The sequence below is a fragment of the Pedobacter cryoconitis genome (genome assembly GCF_001590605.1).
In the GTDB taxonomy this organism is placed as follows: Bacteria; Bacteroidota; Bacteroidia; order Sphingobacteriales; family Sphingobacteriaceae; genus Pedobacter; species Pedobacter cryoconitis_A.
The window spans coordinates 815,394-833,846 of sequence record NZ_CP014504.1; the positions used below are offsets into that span (position 1 = coordinate 815,394).

21 protein-coding genes are annotated in these 18,453 nt (G+C 38.5%); 10 read left to right on the top strand and 11 right to left on the bottom strand.

Annotated features, from left to right (window positions below; translation table 11 throughout):
- The first annotated feature begins 75 nt into the window (after positions 1–75).
- The 4 genes from AY601_RS03445 (at position 76) to AY601_RS03460 (ending at position 5,518) form a co-directional block, all read left to right on the top strand.
- Positions 76–1,104, top strand: coding sequence for an isoaspartyl peptidase/L-asparaginase family protein (locus tag AY601_RS03445; RefSeq protein WP_084359061.1), 1,029 nt, complete (start codon positions 76–78; stop codon positions 1,102–1,104).
- 7 nt (positions 1,105–1,111) lie between these two features.
- On the top strand, positions 1,112–1,993 hold the full coding sequence (locus tag AY601_RS03450) for a cyanophycinase (protein WP_084359063.1): 882 nt from the start codon (positions 1,112–1,114) through the stop codon (positions 1,991–1,993).
- Positions 1,994–2,074: 81 nt separating this feature from the next.
- Positions 2,075–2,617 (top strand): GNAT family N-acetyltransferase, encoded by a 543-nt coding sequence (locus tag AY601_RS03455; RefSeq protein WP_068396493.1) that lies wholly within the window; start codon positions 2,075–2,077, stop codon positions 2,615–2,617.
- A 339-nt stretch (positions 2,618–2,956) separates the two neighbouring features.
- Positions 2,957–5,518 (top strand): DUF5686 family protein, encoded by a 2,562-nt coding sequence (locus AY601_RS03460; RefSeq protein ID WP_068396497.1) that lies wholly within the window; start codon positions 2,957–2,959, stop codon positions 5,516–5,518.
- Here the strand turns inward: AY601_RS03460 and AY601_RS03465 are convergent.
- On the bottom strand, positions 5,501–5,857 hold the full coding sequence (locus tag AY601_RS03465; protein WP_068396499.1) for a winged helix-turn-helix transcriptional regulator: 357 nt from the start codon (positions 5,855–5,857) through the stop codon (positions 5,501–5,503). The genes AY601_RS03460 and AY601_RS03465 overlap by 18 nt on opposite strands.
- Before the next feature lie 91 nt (positions 5,858–5,948).
- Between AY601_RS03465 and AY601_RS03470 the strand changes: the two genes are divergently transcribed.
- Entirely contained in the window at positions 5,949–6,407 is a 459-nt protein-coding gene (locus tag AY601_RS03470) for a VOC family protein (protein ID WP_198163603.1), read from the top strand.
- Between the two features lie 20 nt (positions 6,408–6,427).
- Here AY601_RS03470 and AY601_RS03475 read toward each other — a convergent pair whose 3' ends face one another.
- The gene (locus AY601_RS03475) at positions 6,428–6,985 is read right to left on the bottom strand and encodes a peroxiredoxin (RefSeq protein ID WP_068396502.1); all 558 of its coding nucleotides are present in this window, start codon (positions 6,983–6,985) and stop codon (positions 6,428–6,430) included.
- 5 nt (positions 6,986–6,990) lie between these two features.
- Positions 6,991–7,500 (bottom strand): GNAT family N-acetyltransferase, encoded by a 510-nt coding sequence (locus tag AY601_RS03480; protein ID WP_068396506.1) that lies wholly within the window; start codon positions 7,498–7,500, stop codon positions 6,991–6,993.
- Positions 7,501–7,611: 111 nt separating this feature from the next.
- Here AY601_RS03480 and AY601_RS03485 point away from each other — a divergent pair, with 111 nt between their 5' ends.
- From AY601_RS03485 to AY601_RS03505, 5 genes are all read left to right on the top strand, one after another.
- Positions 7,612–9,045, top strand: a complete 1,434-nt coding sequence (locus tag AY601_RS03485; protein WP_068396509.1) for a PLP-dependent aminotransferase family protein — start codon at positions 7,612–7,614, stop codon at positions 9,043–9,045.
- Between the two features lie 91 nt (positions 9,046–9,136).
- A complete protein-coding gene (locus AY601_RS03490; RefSeq protein WP_068396512.1) occupies positions 9,137–9,367 on the top strand; it encodes a hypothetical protein in 231 nt (76 codons plus the stop codon).
- A 467-nt stretch (positions 9,368–9,834) separates the two neighbouring features.
- Positions 9,835–10,047 (top strand): helix-turn-helix domain-containing protein, encoded by a 213-nt coding sequence (locus AY601_RS03495; protein WP_068396515.1) that lies wholly within the window; start codon positions 9,835–9,837, stop codon positions 10,045–10,047.
- The gene (locus AY601_RS03500) at positions 10,037–10,375 is read left to right on the top strand and encodes a HipA N-terminal domain-containing protein (RefSeq protein ID WP_068396518.1); all 339 of its coding nucleotides are present in this window, start codon (positions 10,037–10,039) and stop codon (positions 10,373–10,375) included. Before AY601_RS03495 ends, AY601_RS03500 begins: the two co-directional genes overlap by 11 nt.
- An 82-nt stretch (positions 10,376–10,457) precedes the next feature.
- The gene (locus AY601_RS03505) at positions 10,458–11,294 is read left to right on the top strand and encodes a HipA domain-containing protein (protein WP_232324688.1); all 837 of its coding nucleotides are present in this window, start codon (positions 10,458–10,460) and stop codon (positions 11,292–11,294) included.
- Between the two features lie 199 nt (positions 11,295–11,493).
- On the opposite strand, the gene creD is transcribed toward AY601_RS03505, so the two are convergent.
- The 8 genes from creD to AY601_RS03545 all read right to left on the bottom strand — a co-directional run bounded on the left by creD (position 11,494) and on the right by AY601_RS03545 (position 18,229).
- Positions 11,494–12,918 (bottom strand): cell envelope integrity protein CreD, encoded by a 1,425-nt coding sequence (gene creD, locus AY601_RS03510; protein ID WP_068396524.1) that lies wholly within the window; start codon positions 12,916–12,918, stop codon positions 11,494–11,496.
- A gap of 55 nt (positions 12,919–12,973) precedes the next feature.
- Positions 12,974–13,273: a winged helix-turn-helix domain-containing protein gene (locus AY601_RS03515; protein WP_068396527.1), complete on the bottom strand. Its 300-nt coding sequence runs from the start codon at positions 13,271–13,273 to the stop codon at positions 12,974–12,976.
- Positions 13,270–13,923: a hypothetical protein gene (locus AY601_RS03520; protein ID WP_232324689.1), complete on the bottom strand. Its 654-nt coding sequence runs from the start codon at positions 13,921–13,923 to the stop codon at positions 13,270–13,272. The genes AY601_RS03515 and AY601_RS03520 overlap by 4 nt, the downstream gene beginning before the upstream one ends.
- A 97-nt stretch (positions 13,924–14,020) precedes the next feature.
- Entirely contained in the window at positions 14,021–14,965 is a 945-nt protein-coding gene (locus AY601_RS03525) for a nitrilase family protein (protein ID WP_068407102.1), read from the bottom strand.
- A gap of 91 nt (positions 14,966–15,056) precedes the next feature.
- Positions 15,057–15,884, bottom strand: coding sequence for an AraC family transcriptional regulator (locus AY601_RS03530; protein ID WP_198163604.1), 828 nt, complete (start codon positions 15,882–15,884; stop codon positions 15,057–15,059).
- 9 nt (positions 15,885–15,893) lie between these two features.
- A complete protein-coding gene (locus AY601_RS03535; protein WP_068396530.1) occupies positions 15,894–16,403 on the bottom strand; it encodes a GNAT family N-acetyltransferase in 510 nt (169 codons plus the stop codon).
- 11 nt (positions 16,404–16,414) lie between these two features.
- Positions 16,415–17,254: an alpha/beta hydrolase gene (locus AY601_RS03540; protein WP_068396532.1), complete on the bottom strand. Its 840-nt coding sequence runs from the start codon at positions 17,252–17,254 to the stop codon at positions 16,415–16,417.
- 138 nt (positions 17,255–17,392) lie between these two features.
- Complete coding sequence (locus AY601_RS03545; RefSeq protein ID WP_068396535.1) at positions 17,393–18,229, bottom strand: mechanosensitive ion channel family protein; 837 nt, start codon at positions 18,227–18,229, stop codon at positions 17,393–17,395.
- Positions 18,230–18,453 lie beyond the last annotated feature (224 nt).

Below are 18,453 nucleotides of genomic sequence, written 5' to 3' on the forward strand. Positions count from 1 at the left end.
AGATCTTAAATTTTTCTCCACTCAAAAATTGTTATTATATTTCAAATCACCTTCAACCAAAATAAAAGAACCAAAATGATGAATAAGAACTTAAAAACAATAGCTGTCCTTTTGTTATGTTTTGCAGCTAACCTGGCTTATGGACAAGAAAAATACGTTATGGTTATCCATGGGGGAGCGGGGACCATTACCAGAAAAAATATGAGCCCTGAAAAGGAAGCAGCTTACGTTGCTGCATTAACTAAAGCATTACAGACAGGATATGAGGTGTTGAAATCCGGAAAGACCAGTTTAGATGCAGTAGAAGCTACTATTCATGTGATGGAAGATTCTCCATTATTTAATGCCGGAAAAGGTGCTGTATTTACCCATGACGGGAAAAATGAAATGGATGCTGCAATTATGGACGGGAAAACAATGATGGCAGGAGCTGTGGCAGGAGTAACGACAATTAAAAACCCTATCTCGGCAGCAAGGGCTGTAATGGAAAAATCTGAACACGTGATGATGGTTGGCCCTGGTGCAGAATCATTTGCGAAACAGGCTGGAATTGAAATTGTTGATCCTGAATATTTTTATACTAAGGAGCGTTGGGACGGCTTGCAAAAAGCTATTCAGGAAGATTCTACGAAGTCTGTTTTAGACCATGGTAATAAAAAATCGATGAAATTAGGTACTATTAACCCTGATTATAAATTTGGTACTGTAGGGGCGGTAGCCTTGGATAAAAATGGAAATCTGGCGGCGGGTACTTCTACTGGTGGAATGACTAATAAAAAATATGGCCGGATAGGGGATTCTCCGATCATTGGTGCAGGGACTTATGCAAATAATGCAACAGCTGGTATTTCATGTACAGGATGGGGCGAATTCTATATTCGCAATGTAGTCGCTCATGATATTTCGGCCATGATGGAATATAAAAATATGTCTGTGGCAGATGCTTCCCGTGCTGCATTGGATAAAGTAGGGAAAATGGGTGGTGATGGTGGTCTGATTGCCATGGATGCAAAAGGTAACGTAAGTATGCCTTTCAATACCGAAGGGATGTACAGAGGTACCGTTACTGAAAACGGGAAGATTGAAGTGTTAATTTATAAATAAAGGGACGATGATTTATAAAATTCAACTGCGTATTCCCCATTTAATTTTCCTGGTCTTATTGTTTGTAGTGCATTCGTCACTTGCGCAATATAAAACCAAGCCAGTAGTGCCGGTTTTACCAAAAGGAAGCTTATTTATTATAGGAGGCGGTGATCGTTCTCCTGAACTCATCAGCGCGCTGATCAAAACGGCCAATCTCAGACCGGATGATTATATTATAGTCTTACCTATGGCAACAGCCGAGCCGGAAGCTTCATTTGAAGCGATTAAAACACAATTGTCGGCAGTTGCTAAAAATAATATCTACAGTTTCAATTTTGCGGGAGAGAAAGTACGGGACCAGTCCTGGCTTGATTCTCTGGCAGGGGCAAAGTTGGTTTTTATTACCGGTGGAGATCAGAACCGTTTCATGAAAGTTGTTCTGAATACCCCAGTTTACAGCGCAATTCATAAAGCCTATCAAAACGGGGCGACTATTGCTGGCACCAGTGCCGGAGCTGCGGTAATGAGTAAACATATGATTACCGGAAACCAGTTGCTGGATAACAATTACAGGGAAACATTCAATAAACTCAAAGCAGATAATATCGAATTTGAAACTGGAATGGGGTTGTTGGATTCCGTAATTATCGATCAGCATTTTATAAAACGCAGTCGTTACAATCGTCTTTTATCTGCAATCACTGCCTATCCGGGATATGATTGTATCGGAATTGACGAAGGCACAGCCATCATTGTACAAGGTAAAAACATTACCGTAGCCGGGGTAAGCCAGGTAATCCGGGTAGCTGATCCTGAAAAGATGAAGGTCCGGGAAAACCAGCTGGTTACTTTTGATAATTTAAGGTTTAGCGTTTATGGACCCGGAGATAAGTTTAAGCTGAAGTAGCTCAATTAAAACGCACAGTCATTTTTTACGAAATGGCTGTGTTGTTCAGAAATATCTTAGCTTAAGGGTAAAAAATATAAGATGAAGATATTGGCTGAAACCAGTCGTTTAGTTTTGCGGGAGCTCTTATGGTCTGATACTGAAGGTATGTATGAAATGTATACTGATCCTTTAGTTCTTCAGTATTTGGATGAAAAGCCATTTACTCATATCAAACAGGCAGAGGATGCTATTGAGTTTATCAGAAAGCAATACATTGATCATGGAACTGGCCGGCTTGCGGTGCTCAAAAAAGAAACAAATGAATTTATAGGCTGGGCAGGGTTAAAATATGTAACCGCAAGCTATAATAACCATAGCAACTACTATGAAGTCGGCTATCGGTTTATGCAGAGATACTGGGGTAAAGGTTATGCCACAGAAGCTGCTCAAGCTTCTGTGGACTTTGGTTTTAATGAATTAAAACTCCATGAAATCTATGCTATGGCAGATTCTGGCAATGTAAGTTCAAGAATGGTGCTGGAAAAAATAGGGATGCATTGTCTGGAGAAGTTTGATTTATCAGGACATGAACATGACTGGTTTAAAATTACCAGGATGCAATGGGAGAAAGGGAGCTCTTAGTGCGTACCGATTCAAAACCATCAATATCAAGGGTTTTTAGTTAAAATTTGTTAAATCTATATCAACAAATAGCTTTTCGCGCTAAATCGATCTTTCAAATACTATATTTGTAACAGGTTTGTTTCAGAACGCTAACCATTTGATGTTCACCTTAATACTAATTAATGAAATCCATATTACTGTAATCAGCCTGCCTTTTCTAAGGGTTTATTAGCGCAGTCCCCAATTATTTAATGATTCACTTTTTTTTATGCACTGACATTATATAAATAGTCTTTACATTGTGATTACAATCTATAGGAATTAAAACGCAGATCTCAGCTTTAACAATTTATTACTATGCAGGTTAAAGAACTCACCTTCTTTCTATTTCATTTTCCCGGCAAAAAACAACAGCTATGCAGTATAATCCTTGCATTAATGGTCACTGTTTTAGGCATCAACGTTGTATATGCACAGCAATCTATAGTGATCACCGGAAAAATAACGGATGGACAAACCGGTGAGGCTATACCGTATGCAACTATCTTTGTAAAGCTCAAAAATGGAACAATCAAGGGTACTGCTTCTGATTTCGATGGACTATATCATTTAGCGATTCCTCATGATATTGCCAACGACTCTATCTATACGGCCTATGTCAGTTATTTGCCCGGCAAAAAACTGTTGCCTAAAACTCCGCATACTATAGTTGATTTTCAATTAGCGGTTAACGGGCGCACTTTAAATGGAGTTACCATCAGCCCTAAAACTTATGTAAACCCAGCCTGGGAAATCATGGATAATCTGGTTAAAAACAAGCCCGTCAATGATCAGAAATATCTGAAAAGTTATCAATATCAGAGCTATAACCGTATTGAGATATCGGTCACTAATATCAGTGAGAAGATGAAGAAAAATAAGGTGATTAAACAGGTTTTACCCTTGATGGAGAATTTGCAGAAGATTGCCGGGGAAGAGGGAACACCTATTTTACCCATATTTATGTCTGAAACAGTTTCTGATTATAAATATACCACCAGTCCGGAACGCAAGACAGAAAATGTGCTGCGGACCAAAGTAAGTGGGGTAGGCATAGAAGATGAAACATTGATTTCTCAATTAGTAGGCTCTACGTTTTTGCAGTATAACTTTTACAGTAACTTTCTAAAACTCGCCAACAAAGATTTCATCTCGCCTACCAGTGACAACTGGAAAACACATTATAATTATGAGCTGATTGATGCTTATGATAAAATAAATGGCAGAGAATGCTATAAAATTGAATTCAAGCCAAAAAGATCACATGATCTGGCTTTTGAAGGGGTGATGTGGATTACAAGAGATAGCTACGCCTTATTCCAGATTGATTGTAAAGTTTCAAAAGATGCAAACCTGAACTTTTTAAACAAAATCAGGATACAGCAGGCGATGGTAAAGGCAGAAGGGACTACTGCATGGTTACCAGGACAGACCCGTATCGTTGTGAATGTAGGGACTACACAAAAGAAATTATCTGGTTTTATTGCCAAGTTCTATTTATCCAATAAAAATATTGAAGTCAATAAGAACTATCCGGCTTCAGATTTTAAAGAGAGCCTGGTGATGAGTAAAGATGTCAATAAAAAAGATGACCAGTACTGGGTGAAAAATCGTGCAGATTCCCTGACTGCTGCTGATAAGGCCGTTTATAAAATGATAGACACTGTTAAGAATCTGCCTTTGGTGAAAACCTATGCGGATATAGCTGGGATGCTAATCAACGGCTATTATAAAGTCGGTAAGCTAAGTTTCGGCCCTTATCCTTACACTTATAGCTATAACGATTTGGAAGGAAACGTACTTAGAATAGGGGCAACTACCAATACTAATTTTAGTGATAAACTGATTCTGAGTGGGTTTTTAAGTTACGGATTCAGAGATGAGCGCTTTAAGTATAAAGCTGCTGTCGATTATATTTTTTCCCGTAAACCGTGGGTACAAGCGGGTGTTTCTTTTCAGCATGATATCGGTCAGACAGGTTATCAATTTGAGAATTTCATTAATAAAACGAATAATGTATTTATGGCTTCTATCCGGAATGGCAGAGTGATCAGAAGGGGGCCATTTACTCAAAATATAAGTCAGGCTTATATTCAAACTGACATCACACCGACCATAAGAGGTAAACTGACTTTAGCTCACCGTACTTTTGACCCCTTATTCAATTTTCATTACCATGATCAGGCAGATCAGCGGACTTATAACCGGTATGAGGTTTCTGAAATTACCTCAGAAGTACAATGGACACCAGGAAGACGTTTGCTGGAATCTTCTAAAATCAACAAAAGATTAATCATTGGGAATGGAAACAGTAATCCAATATTAACCTTCAGATATATCAGAGGGACTAAAGCTTTATATGGAGATTTCGACTACAACAAATTCTATTTTAACATTAGTCAGCGACCGCGTATGGGGATTTTGGGAATCGGGGATTATTCTCTGACCGCAGGATATATTCCAAGTGCAATCCCTTATCCATTACTTGAAAATCACCGTTATAGCTTCAATACAATGCGCTTTATGGAATTTACAAGTGACAGGTTTATCTCGTTGAACTATACGCAACATATGGAAGGACTGATCACCAATAGTATTCCATTGTTAAAATCCTTAAATGTGCGTACTGTTGCTGTTCTGAATATACTGCAAGGCAGTCTATCAGATAAAAACAATGAGTCCTTTTTAAGAGGGCGTACCAATCTGAACCGGAGTTTAAATAATGTCCCATATGTAGAGATCGGTTATGGCGTAGAGAACATCTTTAAGATTATCCGCATTGATTTCTTACATCGCCTCACTCAAAAGGAACATTTAAGTGAGCCTGGATTAGAGCCTTCAAACTTTGCAATCAGAACTACCTTACAATTCCGCCTGTAAATTGTTGATTTTACCCCAATCTGAAAGTGATTGGATTACCTGATCCATTGATTTTCCTAATGGTGATAATTCATAGGTATATAGTTTTTTTTTCAATGTGGATTCCTGCCTGAGAATCAATCCACTTTTTTCCAGTTCTTTTAATTGTAAGGCCAATACACGCTCACTAATAGCAGGAAGCTCTCCTTTAAGTTCAGAAAATCGCTTACTACCTTCGCGCAATTTTACCAGTAATGTAAGTTTCCACCGGCCACTTAACTGTGATAAGGTATACGCTGCATCGCATAACCCATGTAATTTTTGTGCGTTGATATAATTGGTCGAAGTAATTTTTCTCATCTGATGAACAGGAAACCTGATCGCTTACAATTTTGTAAGTTCATTACTATAAGCGCTTCCGGCTGTAAATTTGAAGATAAATTCTTAAATTATGGCAACACTAAAAGATGATATCGGCATAACAGGCTTACACCATATTGCAATCAGAGCAGAAAATTTTGAACAGACTGTTCAGTTTTACACCGGAGTGATAGGGTATACCGTTAGTCATACCTGGTCATTACCGGAGTTTAAGCTTAAACAGGCGGCGATGCTCAAATCGCGTGATGGTTTTAGTTACCTCGAAATATATGATAACCAAGCTGATATCCCCGCGCAGGGAAGGAAAAAACTAGCAAAAGAAGAATTCATTCAAACTGCTTTATTACATATTTGCCTGACCGTCAAGGATTCAAAAAAAGCCTATGAAATGGCTATTGCAGGTGGAGCAACAGCTTGTCTTGAACCGATGGTGCTGCATTTGGGCAATCCAGCTATTACGGTGCATAATTCATTGGTTTATAGTCCAAATGGAGAAGTGATAGAATTCATGGAAAAGGCAGGATTTTAAAGAGTGGATTTAATCCACTCTTATCTTAAATAGTCCAATACCTCTTCTGCATTTTTATCAGGAGGAAAAACAGGATAAAAATATTTGGTGATTACTCCATCTTCAAAGATCAGGGTAACCCGTTTCAAATACTTAAGGTGACCTACCAGGTGAAGTGGTAGGTTTAAGGCTTTTGTAAATGCCAGATTTTCATCACTTAATAAGTCAAAAGGAAGATGCAGCCTTTCTTTTGACTCCAGCTGGTCCGCAGTTGATTGTGTACTCATTCCGTACACTTGTGTATTCAACTGTTTCAATTCCTGATAATGATCGCGAAAGGAACAGGCTTGTGGTGTACAACCTCTGGCACCGGGAATAGCATCCCAACCCTCAGGAAGCGGAACTTCTGCGGGCCCGGTCATCGGATAACAATAAATTACCAAAAGGCCTTTAATCCTGGAAAGCGCTACTAATTCGCCATGCGTACTATGCAACGACAACTCAGGCATAGTTAAACCTAACAGATGACTGCATGCTCCGTCATCTTCAGGAACAGGTAAACCCGGAGGCAGGATCTCTAAATTCGTCTGATCGGTCATCTTGCTTAGTTAATTGGGATTTCAAACAGACTGAAAGAACCGTGTTTATAATGCGCAGGTAAACTGCTGACATCATCCAGTTGTGTAACACCCAGGTAGTTGAAACCACAGCTGATATAGTAATTATTCAATTTATCATTACCACTTCCAGTATCCAGTCTGACAAAAGAACGTTGATTTTCCTTCGCATACTGAGTTGCCCAGTCAACGATATGTTTAACATATGAATTGCCTCTTAAGGAAGGATTTGTGGCGATACGGTGGATATAAACTGATGGATCTTTGTCTTTTTCTTTCCAGATGGCCGGATCATTAAGGGTAATGCAGAAAGTACAGGCGAGTTGTCCGTCAACCATGATCTTATAATGCCTGTTTTCATCAATTTCTTTCTGAATAAGTGATCTTTCAAATCCTTGCCAGAATAAAAGGCCTACTTTTTTCATATGCTCAGTTGCTTGATCGTAAAGGCCGAATATGGCGTCAATGTCTTTAGTGGTACTATGTGTAATTTCCATAATGAATTTTCTGTATAACTACTTTCTCTATTAATTAAGGCAAAGTTAAGGTAAATATTGCTATGTATGCAGATGCAGTTTTGTTATATTTGAGCATAGCAGTTTAAGATTATGCAAGATAAAGTAGCTCAAAAGGATCATTTGTATCAGCGGATAGCAAATGTATTAGAACAGCAGATTAAAAATAATGTACTGGCTATTGGCGACAAACTTCCTTCACTCCGTGAATTTTGTAAACGTTATGGAACAAGTCAGACTACCGCTATAAAAGTCTACTATGAGCTTGAAAGTAAAGGGCTTATTGAAACCAGGCCAAAATCAGGATATTACATAAGCGGTTCTTTAAAACGAATTCCTGCACTGCCAAAAATCAGTGAGCCCAGCGCTGAAACCAGTCAGATTCAAATCGAAGATCTATTGGAAAAAGTTTACAATAATGCGGCCCCGATGAGTATTACATTGGCTCATGCTGTTGTGGCCGATGAACTGCTGCCCATCGCAAAGCTAAATAAAGGGATGATTCAGGCCATGCGGGAGTTAAAAGGCAGCGGTACTGCTTATGGGGAAATTCAGGGGAACGAGAAATTAAGAAAGCAAATTGCCCGGCATGCTTTTACGATCCCAGACTTAAGCCATGAGAATATTATTACGACAAATGGTTGTATCAATGCTATTTCTTATGCAATGATGGTACTGGGCAAACCAGGTGATACTATTGCAGTGGAAAGTCCGGTATATTTTGGGGTTTTACAATTGGCCAGGAGCCTTGGCCTGAAAGTGATGGAACTACCTACACATCCGCAAACCGGGATCGAAATAGATGCCTTGAAAAAAGCACTGGAGGCGAATAAAATTAACTTGTGTTTGCTGGTAAGTAATTTCAGTAATCCTTTAGGAAGTTTAATGCCTGATGAAAATAAAAAGGAAGTCGTGAGATTGATACAAAAGCACAATGTCCCTTTAATAGAAGATGATATTTATGGAGATATTTACTTTGGGACCAACCGTCCTAATACTTGTAAAACGTATGATGAAAGTGGATTGGTGCTCTGGTGCAGCTCTATATCAAAAACGCTGGCACCGGGTTATCGGGTAGGTTGGATATCACCAGGGAAATTTAAGTCAGAAATTCTCAGAATGAAGCTTTTTCATGCGATTGCTTCTACAAATATTACACAGGAAGTGATTGCAAACTTCCTGGAAACAGGGCGTTACGAACATCATTTGCGTAAGCTGAGAAATACATTGCATACCAATAGCCTGCAATACATCCGCGCTATCAACGATTATTTCCCCGAAGGAACAAAAGTGAGCAGACCGCAGGGAGGGATGGTTTTATGGGTGGAATTTGATCAGAAAATAGATACAATTCAGTTGTATGACCTGGCTGTAAAAAAAGGGGTTAGTATTGCGCCAGGCAGATTATTTACTTTACAAAATCAATTTGCTAACTGTATGCGCCTGAACTATGGGATGCCATGGAATAATCAGCTTGATAAAGGGTTGAGGAGCCTGGCCGATATTGCTGCTGAACTGAATCGATAGAATTCTTCAAAATGACAAAAAAATGACATCTAAAACATTTTAGTTTGCGTTCATATTTTATGAGGCTGGCTAACCAGGCTTCGATCAGCTTATGAATTTATTTAAGGTATATTTCTCCGAAGGTAAAGCGCATTCTCCGGAACTTATGGAGATCAAAAATTTTCATGTAGATCGGATCTGCACAAAAACCGGGGAGCTAAAATGGCTGATTGTAATAGCCGAAAGTAAAGAGAAAGCAATCATGCAGGCTGAAAAAGGTTATGAAGCTATTGATACTTCCAGGTATAAATCCACGCGTGGTTATCTGAAAGTTCATTGGTGAGACTCTGTTGCGTGAAAAATTAGCCGCGCTAGCCACCGCTGTTTATTGATTGCACATTACTAATAACTAAGTTATACTACATTCTTCCAGTAAATCCAATATAGGTAGTAGTAATTTACCTTTTTCAGTATTCCTTATTTATCGCATCAGATGAATTCTCTTTTTTCATATGAACTTCTTTTTTTGAGTAACTCTCAAATTAGTGAACATAACAATCACTTTAAGGGGTCATTTACCTTTACAAAATACTTATAACAAAGATGAAAAACAGTAGTATGAAAGGAACTCGGGGTCAGAAGCTGGTGATGGTTAATAGCTAAAGAGATTAAATATATCGAGTGTAATAGCATATCTTAAGCTCTGATAATACCCGTAAGGGTATTATCAGAGCTTAATTTGTGTTTTTTATACCCATACGGGTATAAAATGAACAATTATCGTTATATTGTACCCGTAGGGGTATTATTATGGAGTCAATTATTGCATTTATTAAAGAATCCAGAAAAAAAAATGGTCTTTCTCAAGAAGAATTGGCTTTTAAGGCTGGTGTTGGGTTACGATTTTTACGTGAACTGGAAAGAGGAAAAACAACCGTTCAGCTTGATAAAGTGAATAATGTATTGAACATGTTTGGCAAACAAGTGGGCGTAATTGATAAAGAGCCGGGTCATGACGAATAAAGCAAAGATATTTTATAATGAGGCGCTTGCCGGCTCTCTTGAAAAGAATGATGACGGCTATAGTTTCATCTATGATGACGTTTACTTAAAAAGTAAAGATTCAAAACCTGTAAGTCAAACGTTGCCTCTCCGCCCTCATCCTTATACCAGTCGTGTTCTTTTCTCATTTTTTGACGGATTGATACCGGAAGGATGGTTATTAAATATTGCAAGCAAACACTGGAAAATTAAAGGAACAGACCGTTTTGAATTGTTAATTACCCTTTGCAGAGATACTATAGGCGCAGTGACCGTACTGCCAAATGAAGAGGAGGATGTAAATGGCTAATTGTTTATTTTGTTATAGGCCAGTTGAATCAGGATTAGCTTACCATGCCAGCTGTTGTAAAAAGTTTTTCGGGATAGAAAAATTGCCAGAATTAAAACTGGATAAAGAACTGCTGGACAAACTTGCAGAAGAGACCGTAAATAAGCGCATCGCAGTAACAGGCGTTCAGCCCAAGCTTTCTCTCGATCTGGAAAGTATTGAAGTCGGAAAAAGATTAACTATAGTAGGTCTTTGGGGAAGATATATACTGAAACCTCAGAATGCGGAACTTGCCCAAATGCCTGAAGTAGAAGATCTCACCATGCATCTGGCTAAGTTATTCAGGATCCGGACCTGCGAACATTGCCTGATACCGACTGCGGATGGTAGGCTAGCTTATGTGGCCAAAAGATTCGACAGGAAAGATAACGCAAAGATTCATATGGAAGACTTTTGCCAGCTGGGTGGATTTCAAACGGAGCAGAAATATGATAGTTCTTATGAGCGGTGTGGTAAACTAATTAACCTTTATTGCACTAATAAGGGATTGGATCTATTCAGCTATTTTGAACTCCTGGTATTTTCTTTCCTGAGTGGGAACAGTGACATGCACATGAAAAATTTTGCCATCTTGTATCCAGGAAACGAGATTGTATTTTCACCTGCGTATGACTTGGTTAACAGCGCACTGGTATTTCCAAAAGACAAAGACGATATGGCAATGCTACTTAGCGGCAAGAAAAGAAATATTAAACTTAAGGATTTCCAAAATCTTGCAAGTTCACTCGGATTAAGTACAAAAATTTTTACCAGGATCATAAATAAGTTAACAGGTAAGGAGGTTGAAGTTTTTGATTTAATCGACAGGTCTTTTTTATCGAAGGAATACAAAGCTCAGTATAAGAAGATATGGTTGGAGCGGACTGCGAGATTGCATTGAGGATTTAACGACATTTCAAATAGAATGAAATTAAGAATTAGCAATTTGCAAGAAATGCATATTGCTAATTCTGACCAACCAGTAACACTTTTTAGCTACAGGAAAATATTACTCTTATTCAAACACAGCCTGAATCTCTACAGCTGAATTCATCGGTAGTGAAGATGCACAGGAAGCAGTATTTCCCTGAAGAATAGTTTTATCCCGGATCTGAGGTTTCTGCCAAAGGATTCCTGTTCCAGTCTATCTTAGCCGATAAATACATCAGCGCAGCTACGATAATAAATAAGCCAACACTTCCGAATAACAAAGCCACGTCCTGTAATTGGATGATCACGTAAACAAATCCGTAGAAAATAGTCAGGATCCCTACAAATATCATCGCGGGTTTCCTGTTCTTCAATAAAGCTGCGATAAAACTACCAATCAGCGAAACCGTCGCAACCGAAGCAATGAGGTAAGCAAGATTAAAACCAACGCGCTCACTAAATGAGAGCAATAACGTATAGTAAATAATCATTGCTGCACCAATCAGCACATATTGTAAAAGATGTACCTTTCTTTTGTTCAGCAACTCTGTGAAAAACAGAGAAATGAAAGTCAGCATAATGATTAGAATTGAATATTTACCCGAACGCATAGTCTTTTGATACTGATCAACAGGAAGAATGAACTGGACACCAAAAGAGCCATCTTTTAAAGGTGACTGTACCGAAGTTTCCTGCATTGGATTTTCTTTAATTGCAGGAACGTTAACCAGCGTTGTATTTTCATTAATCCACTGCTGAGAGAATGGTCTGTTAAAATAGGGCATTTTCCAGGTTGCTGAAAATGCATTAGCCGATACATTGCGCTGTTCAGGAAGATAACGTCCTGTAAATTTCGGATTGCCCCAGCTTCCGTCAATTTTCACGGTTGTGCTCTTTCCAATATGGAGGAAACTCAGCTCATTACTGCCTCTTAAATCCAGGTCAAAACTGAAATCCAATGCTGTGTTTTTACCCGCACTCAGATCAGGCTGAATAATCAGGTTATTCGTAAATAAAGAAAGTGTAGTGAAATCTGGCTCCACAGCATAATCTTTACCTGCTAATTTAATAACCGGATTGTTTTTTAAACCTTTCAGATCGCTTAACCCAATAGCTACCTTTGCCTTATCCCATTGAACCATATCGGGGTTAATACCAGACTTTCTCAATTCCATCGCACTGAATTTTCCATTTACCCTGATCTTTGAATTGTAAACCACCGCATCAAATATTCCGCGATGCAGCAATTGCGGTTCTGCTTTCCCAGTAATATTCAAGGTCTCGGGCATGATGTAGATATTGGTTAACACTTCTTTTGTAGTCACCTTTCCTGCACTGTCCTTGTGGTTAACTGTGGTTTTGTAAGGAATGACTAAAATCGGGCCCTCCACCAATTGACTCCCAGACCACTTATCTGATATTTCATTGTTCACTTCTTGTTGTCTGGCCTGTCTTTCTACAATCAAATTCTGAACCAGGCTCGAAGGAATGAGCAGGAGCAAAGTTAAAACGCCTATAAGACATAACTTTACGATCACGGATTCCGAGAACCAAGTTCTGAATCCATTGTTTTGTTTTTCTTGTTGATAGTTCATATTGATGGTTTAAAAGTACTTTGAAATTCAAAGTATATAGGTAAAAAAAAGGTTATTACTTTTGTTGTTTAATTAAATTTTCAAGTGCTTCCAGGTGTTTTTTAAACGCAAGGATACCTTTTGCCGAAGCAGCATATTGTGTATTAGGTTTACGGCCGATGAAACTTTTGGTTACAGTAATGTATTCTTCCTTTTCCAACGCTTTGAGATGGGAGGCGAGATTACCGTCTGTTGCATTCAGCAGCTCTTTCAACGCATTGAAATCATAATACGCATTGGCAACCAGTACGCTCATAATTTGCAGGCGTATCCGGTTTTCAAAAGCTTTATCGAAAGATTCCAGGGAAATTTTCACTGATTGTATTTAAAGTGCATGATTGAACCATAAAGAATATGCAGGATACCAAAACCGATAGTCCAGAAAACAATTCCATAACCTGGGATTAAGGCCGCCACTAAACCCAGAATAATCTCACTAAATCCAAGCCATTTTACGTCAGATAACGTGTAATGACTTGCAGCTATAAGGGCGAGGCCATAAAAAATCAAGCAAGCAGAGGAAATAATTGCATATTCACCGCGGATCAGCAAGATCAGGATAAATAGTCCGCCTGTTAGCAGGGGAATGGTCATGTTTACCAATAAGCGTTTACTTACCGGGTTCCAGAATTTTTCTCCTTTTTTACGCGCCTGACGGATAGTCAGCCAAATCCCTGTCACCAAAGAAAGCACTAAAACACCAGCAGCAATACTAGTTAATTGCCATAAAATCTGTGATTCACTAATATAACTGTTTCTATATTGCAAAATACCTTGCGCATTATAGACTATTTTATAAGCGATGAATGCACCAATTAATGAATATATTCCAGCCATAATCCCTGACAAACCACTCAGGGAGATGAATTTGGAAGAACGTTCCATCAGGTTACGGATAGAACTCAGCTCTGAATAAATATCTTTTTCTTGCATTTTAAAAGAACTTTGAATTGCAAAGTAAAACATAAAGATTTAATTTTGCAAGAACTATTTATTAAACAGGAGCAATTCCTGTAATAAAAAAACTGACCGTCATTATCCAGGACGGTCAGTTGATCATTAATTAAATAAGCCAGGCTACTTTTTGTTCGGATTGATGCGGGCTTCCGATAATATCTTTGTAAAGCTCAGGTCTTCTGGCCTGGATATAGCGATGCCCACCTGCTTGTATTAATTTTTCAGGCGTAAGCACCGCTATTACATAAGCATCACCTAAAGTTTTACATTCGGTAAGAACATCTCCGAAAGGATCAATAATCATGGAACATCCATTTTTCAGCTGGTCATCATCCATCCCGATCGGGTTAGCGAAAACCGTATAAATTGCATTATCGTAAGCTCTGGCAGGTAGCCATTTCATTAGCCAGTCGCGGCCTTTCATGCCTTCAAACTCCAGGCGGAGAGAGGTTGGATCATTTGCTCTGTTTTCCCAGAGCGCCGGATTTACAAATCCTGCTCCAGGTCTGGTAGAAGGCGTACACATGGTCACGTGTGGCATAAAAATAATAGCTGCACCTAAAAGCTTGGTTGCTCTTACGTTTTCAATGATGTTATTGTCATAGCAAATCAAAATTCCGCACTTCCAGCCGTAAAGCTCAAAAATGCAGTATTCATCTCCTGGTGTAAGGAAAGGATTTATAAAAGGATGTAATTTTCTAAACTTGGCAACCAGCCCACTTTTGTCTATGCAGACATAGGCTTTAAATAAATTACCTGCTTCATCTTTTTCAAAAAGGCCGGCCAGAACAGCAATATTATGTTTGGCTGCTATTGCTTTAAGCGCTAAAATACTTTCTCCCGAAGGAATTAATTCTGCCAGCTCAAGCATTTGTGTTTTAGAAAGATTTCTGGCGAAAGTATAACCAGTTACCGAACATTCATGAAAAGCGATGACCTGTGCGCCATCCTTTGAAGCTTTTCCGGCCAGCTCATCTATAACTGACAGGTTATAGTGTTTATCTCCACTTTTGTGCTCAAATTGTGCTGTAGCAATTTTTAGGTTTTCCATCATTAGCTGTTTTAGACAAAGATATTGGCTGGGAATTCCATAAAAATGTACAAACCCGACAACTGGTAAATTAGCCGGGTAACGAGATTAATCAGGTTAACAATCCGTGCTGGCCGGGCTGATAACTCAGGAAATTGATAGCCAGCGGATCAGCAATACTGCTGTATTGACCAGGCGTTAACCCTGTATGTTTTTTGAATTCACGGATTAAATGCGGCTGATCGTAATATCCGGCCTCGTGACCTAATAAAGTCAGGGTTTCCTGAATTGGTTGATCTCTGAGCTGTTTCAGAAATACATGCAGTTTTACAATCGTACTGAATCTTTTTGGACTGATCCCGATATTGGTTATAAAGGTCCTTTCCAGTGTTCTTTCATGGTAACCAGTAAAAGCGGCTAATTTACTGACCGGAAGTAAACCTTTATTTTGAGTAATAAAGTTAAGGGAAGCCAAGATTAATGGCTGATCAGGAAGCTGTCTGCTAGCAATTAGTTTTCTGAAAAAGTCTTCAGCCAAAGTAATTTTACTAGTGATTGCAGTGCTGTCGGATAGTTTTTCATAAAGTGCTGTACCCTTAGACCCAAAGAGGTCTTCTGCCTTTATACGTTGATTTTTAAGTTCCTGGGAAGGAATACCCAGTATTTGACTCAGCCCATGAGGATGGAAAACAACAATCATTAAAGAAGTTTCTCCCTGGCAATATAAATCCTGAAAAGAATCAAGCTGACCGTAAATAAAAGAATCCGGAAGTTCAACACGTATACCTGAGCCGGCAAAATGTGAAATAAGCGGGGTCTTAAAAGAAAACACCATTCCTGTATTTCCGTCAGAAAACAAACGCAGTTTTTTTACCTCTTCACTTTGAGTAGTTAAAAAGAGATAATGCTTAATCGTTGCTGACAAATCTAGGGAAGGCAATACCTGCATTTATTGGTTTGTTGCTGTATTTATAACGTAAAGTAAGAGGTCTTTGTTGTCGATCATCAGGTCTTTATCATAGCTGAGTCCAAGTTTTTCCAGCAATTGAATAGATTTGACATTGTTTCTTAATACAGTTGCCAGGATTTTTGGATGAACAGGATCTTTTTTTAACTCATCCAATACGGCTTTTGCAGCTTCAAAAGCATATCCCTTTCCCTCATGATCAGGATGAAAAGCATAGCCAATATCATGGTGTTCCAAATAATCGCGTTTCATAAAAGTGACTACGCCAATCGGGAGTTGTTGCTCAGTTAACTTAACCAGGAAATAATTTGTACCCGGACCTGTTGTTAATTTCAGAATGTAATTTTTGGCATCTTCAATGGTTTTAACATTCCGGTCTCCAATAAATTTAAGCCATCCGGGTGTATTGACCAACTCCAGAATGAAGCCTGCGTCATGCAACGTTACAGCTTGTATATGGAGTCTTGTGGTATTTATACCTTTTTCTTTCATCCCTCAGCTAATTATTGTTTGGCATTTAGCACTTCAAACGCTTTATAAGTACTATGGTGTAAAATAGTTAAGTGGTTTTCTGCCGGCATGGGGTTAAAGGTAACCTGAAAACTCTGATCTGCCGATTTTTTTAAGACTGCTGCAAGGTTTGCTGCATCATTCTCCATAACTTTTCCTTCTGTACCTACAGAAACATATACTTTAATATTTTTAGCCAGACCTGATTTTAATAACTCAGGAGCTTTTGCAAGCAGGGATTCATTATCCCACCATAAGCTTGGGCTGATAATTATATAGTTATTGAAAAGCTGAGGTTTTTTCAGCAAAACTTCGGTCGCAAACAAACCACCTAAAGATTGACCAATAATTGTCCTGGTGTCATTGGTTCTGTATTTCTGCTGAATGTATGGTTGTAAATCCCTTTCCATAAAGGCCATGAATTTTTCTGATTTTCCTGTTGTTGGGAAATCTTTTAAATCCTGCTGGACAGAAGTAGGGAAGGTAAAATCTCTTTTTCTGTCAATATTTGCGATACCCACGACAATGGATTTAGGCATCATCTGTATCATCGTGCAGTATTGAACAAGGCCTGCAATATGGATGAAATCTTCATTAGCAGATCCATCCAGAAGATAAATAACCGGGTAGGTCGTTTGAATGTCCTGATCATAACCTTCAGGTAAATAAATATTCAAAATTCTTTTTTCTGCTAATTGAGCAGATTGAATTTCATCAGTTATCCCTAATGTGAAGGGTTTTGTTGAGGTCTGTATGCTGGCCGTTTTATCCTGGCTTTTGGAAACGTTACTGAATAGGGCTATAAATAATAAAAAGAAAGTTAAATGCTTCATTGTGCAAAGCTACTACTTTTAAATACGATTGAAAAAAATGAAGACCAGCGGATGAACGGGAAAATCCGCGTTTCTGCGGTTATTTTGCAGGAATCCGGATTTCTAATTTGAGGTATGCTGGTTATCTTCCAGGCAGTACTAATCTGGTAAATCTTTACTTGCAGGAATAATATGTATCTCTCTTTGCGGATATGGAATGCCGATATTGTGCTGATCCAATGCCTCTTTAAGTGATTGAAAATTACGATGATAAGTTGCCCAGAAATCGCCATTGGCAGACCATGATCTGATTGTCAGATTAACCGCATTATCTCCCAGAGAAGAGACTAAAACAACGGGGGCAGGGTCTTTTAAAACCAATGGATCATTAGTCAGCACATTCAGGATAACTTTTCTTGCCGTATCTATATTGGCATTGTAAGATATGCCGATACTATATTCCTGCATCCGGTTTGTATTATCTGAAACATTGTTGATGACTGCATTAGCCAGCGGGCCATTTGGTGCATAAATCGTAGTCCCGTTACCAGCTTTTAACGTGGTGTAAAGGATATCAATTTTAAGTACCGTACCACTTACATTGTTGCTGGATGAAATAAAGTGGCCTACTTTAAAGGGCTTGAACAACAGGATTAATACACCACCTGCAAAATTTGAAAGGCTCCCCTGAAGGGCCAGGCCTACTGCAAGACCAGAGGCAGCTAAAATTGCGACAAAAGATGAAGTCTCTATTCCAAGGGTTGATGCAACTGTAACCAATAAAAGGATATAAAGTATAACTTTTAAAATGCTGATTAAAAAGTTAGAGAGTGAAAGGTCAATCTTTCCTTTATTCAAATGATTATTTAAAAACCTGACTAAAAATTTAATGAGCCAGAATCCTATCAATAACGTAATCAGTGCTAGTAAAAGGGTAGGGGTTTTGCTGATAAATGTATCCAGCAAACGTGCTAAGTTGAGTTCTATTCTATCCATAAATTGTTTTTTATAGCCGTAAAGCTATTCTCGCAGATTGTTTTAAATTTAACATTTATGGTGCCATGTTTTTTTTACATCCTGCTGAACTATTTTAAGCCGCCTGTTAGTAGTTAATTTGTAAACCTACCGCAATAAACACGTTTTTGAAGACTTCATCACTCATAATGTCTTTAAAGGCAATGAAGATTCATAACTGTTCTTTTTGATGTAATGTGCATTTA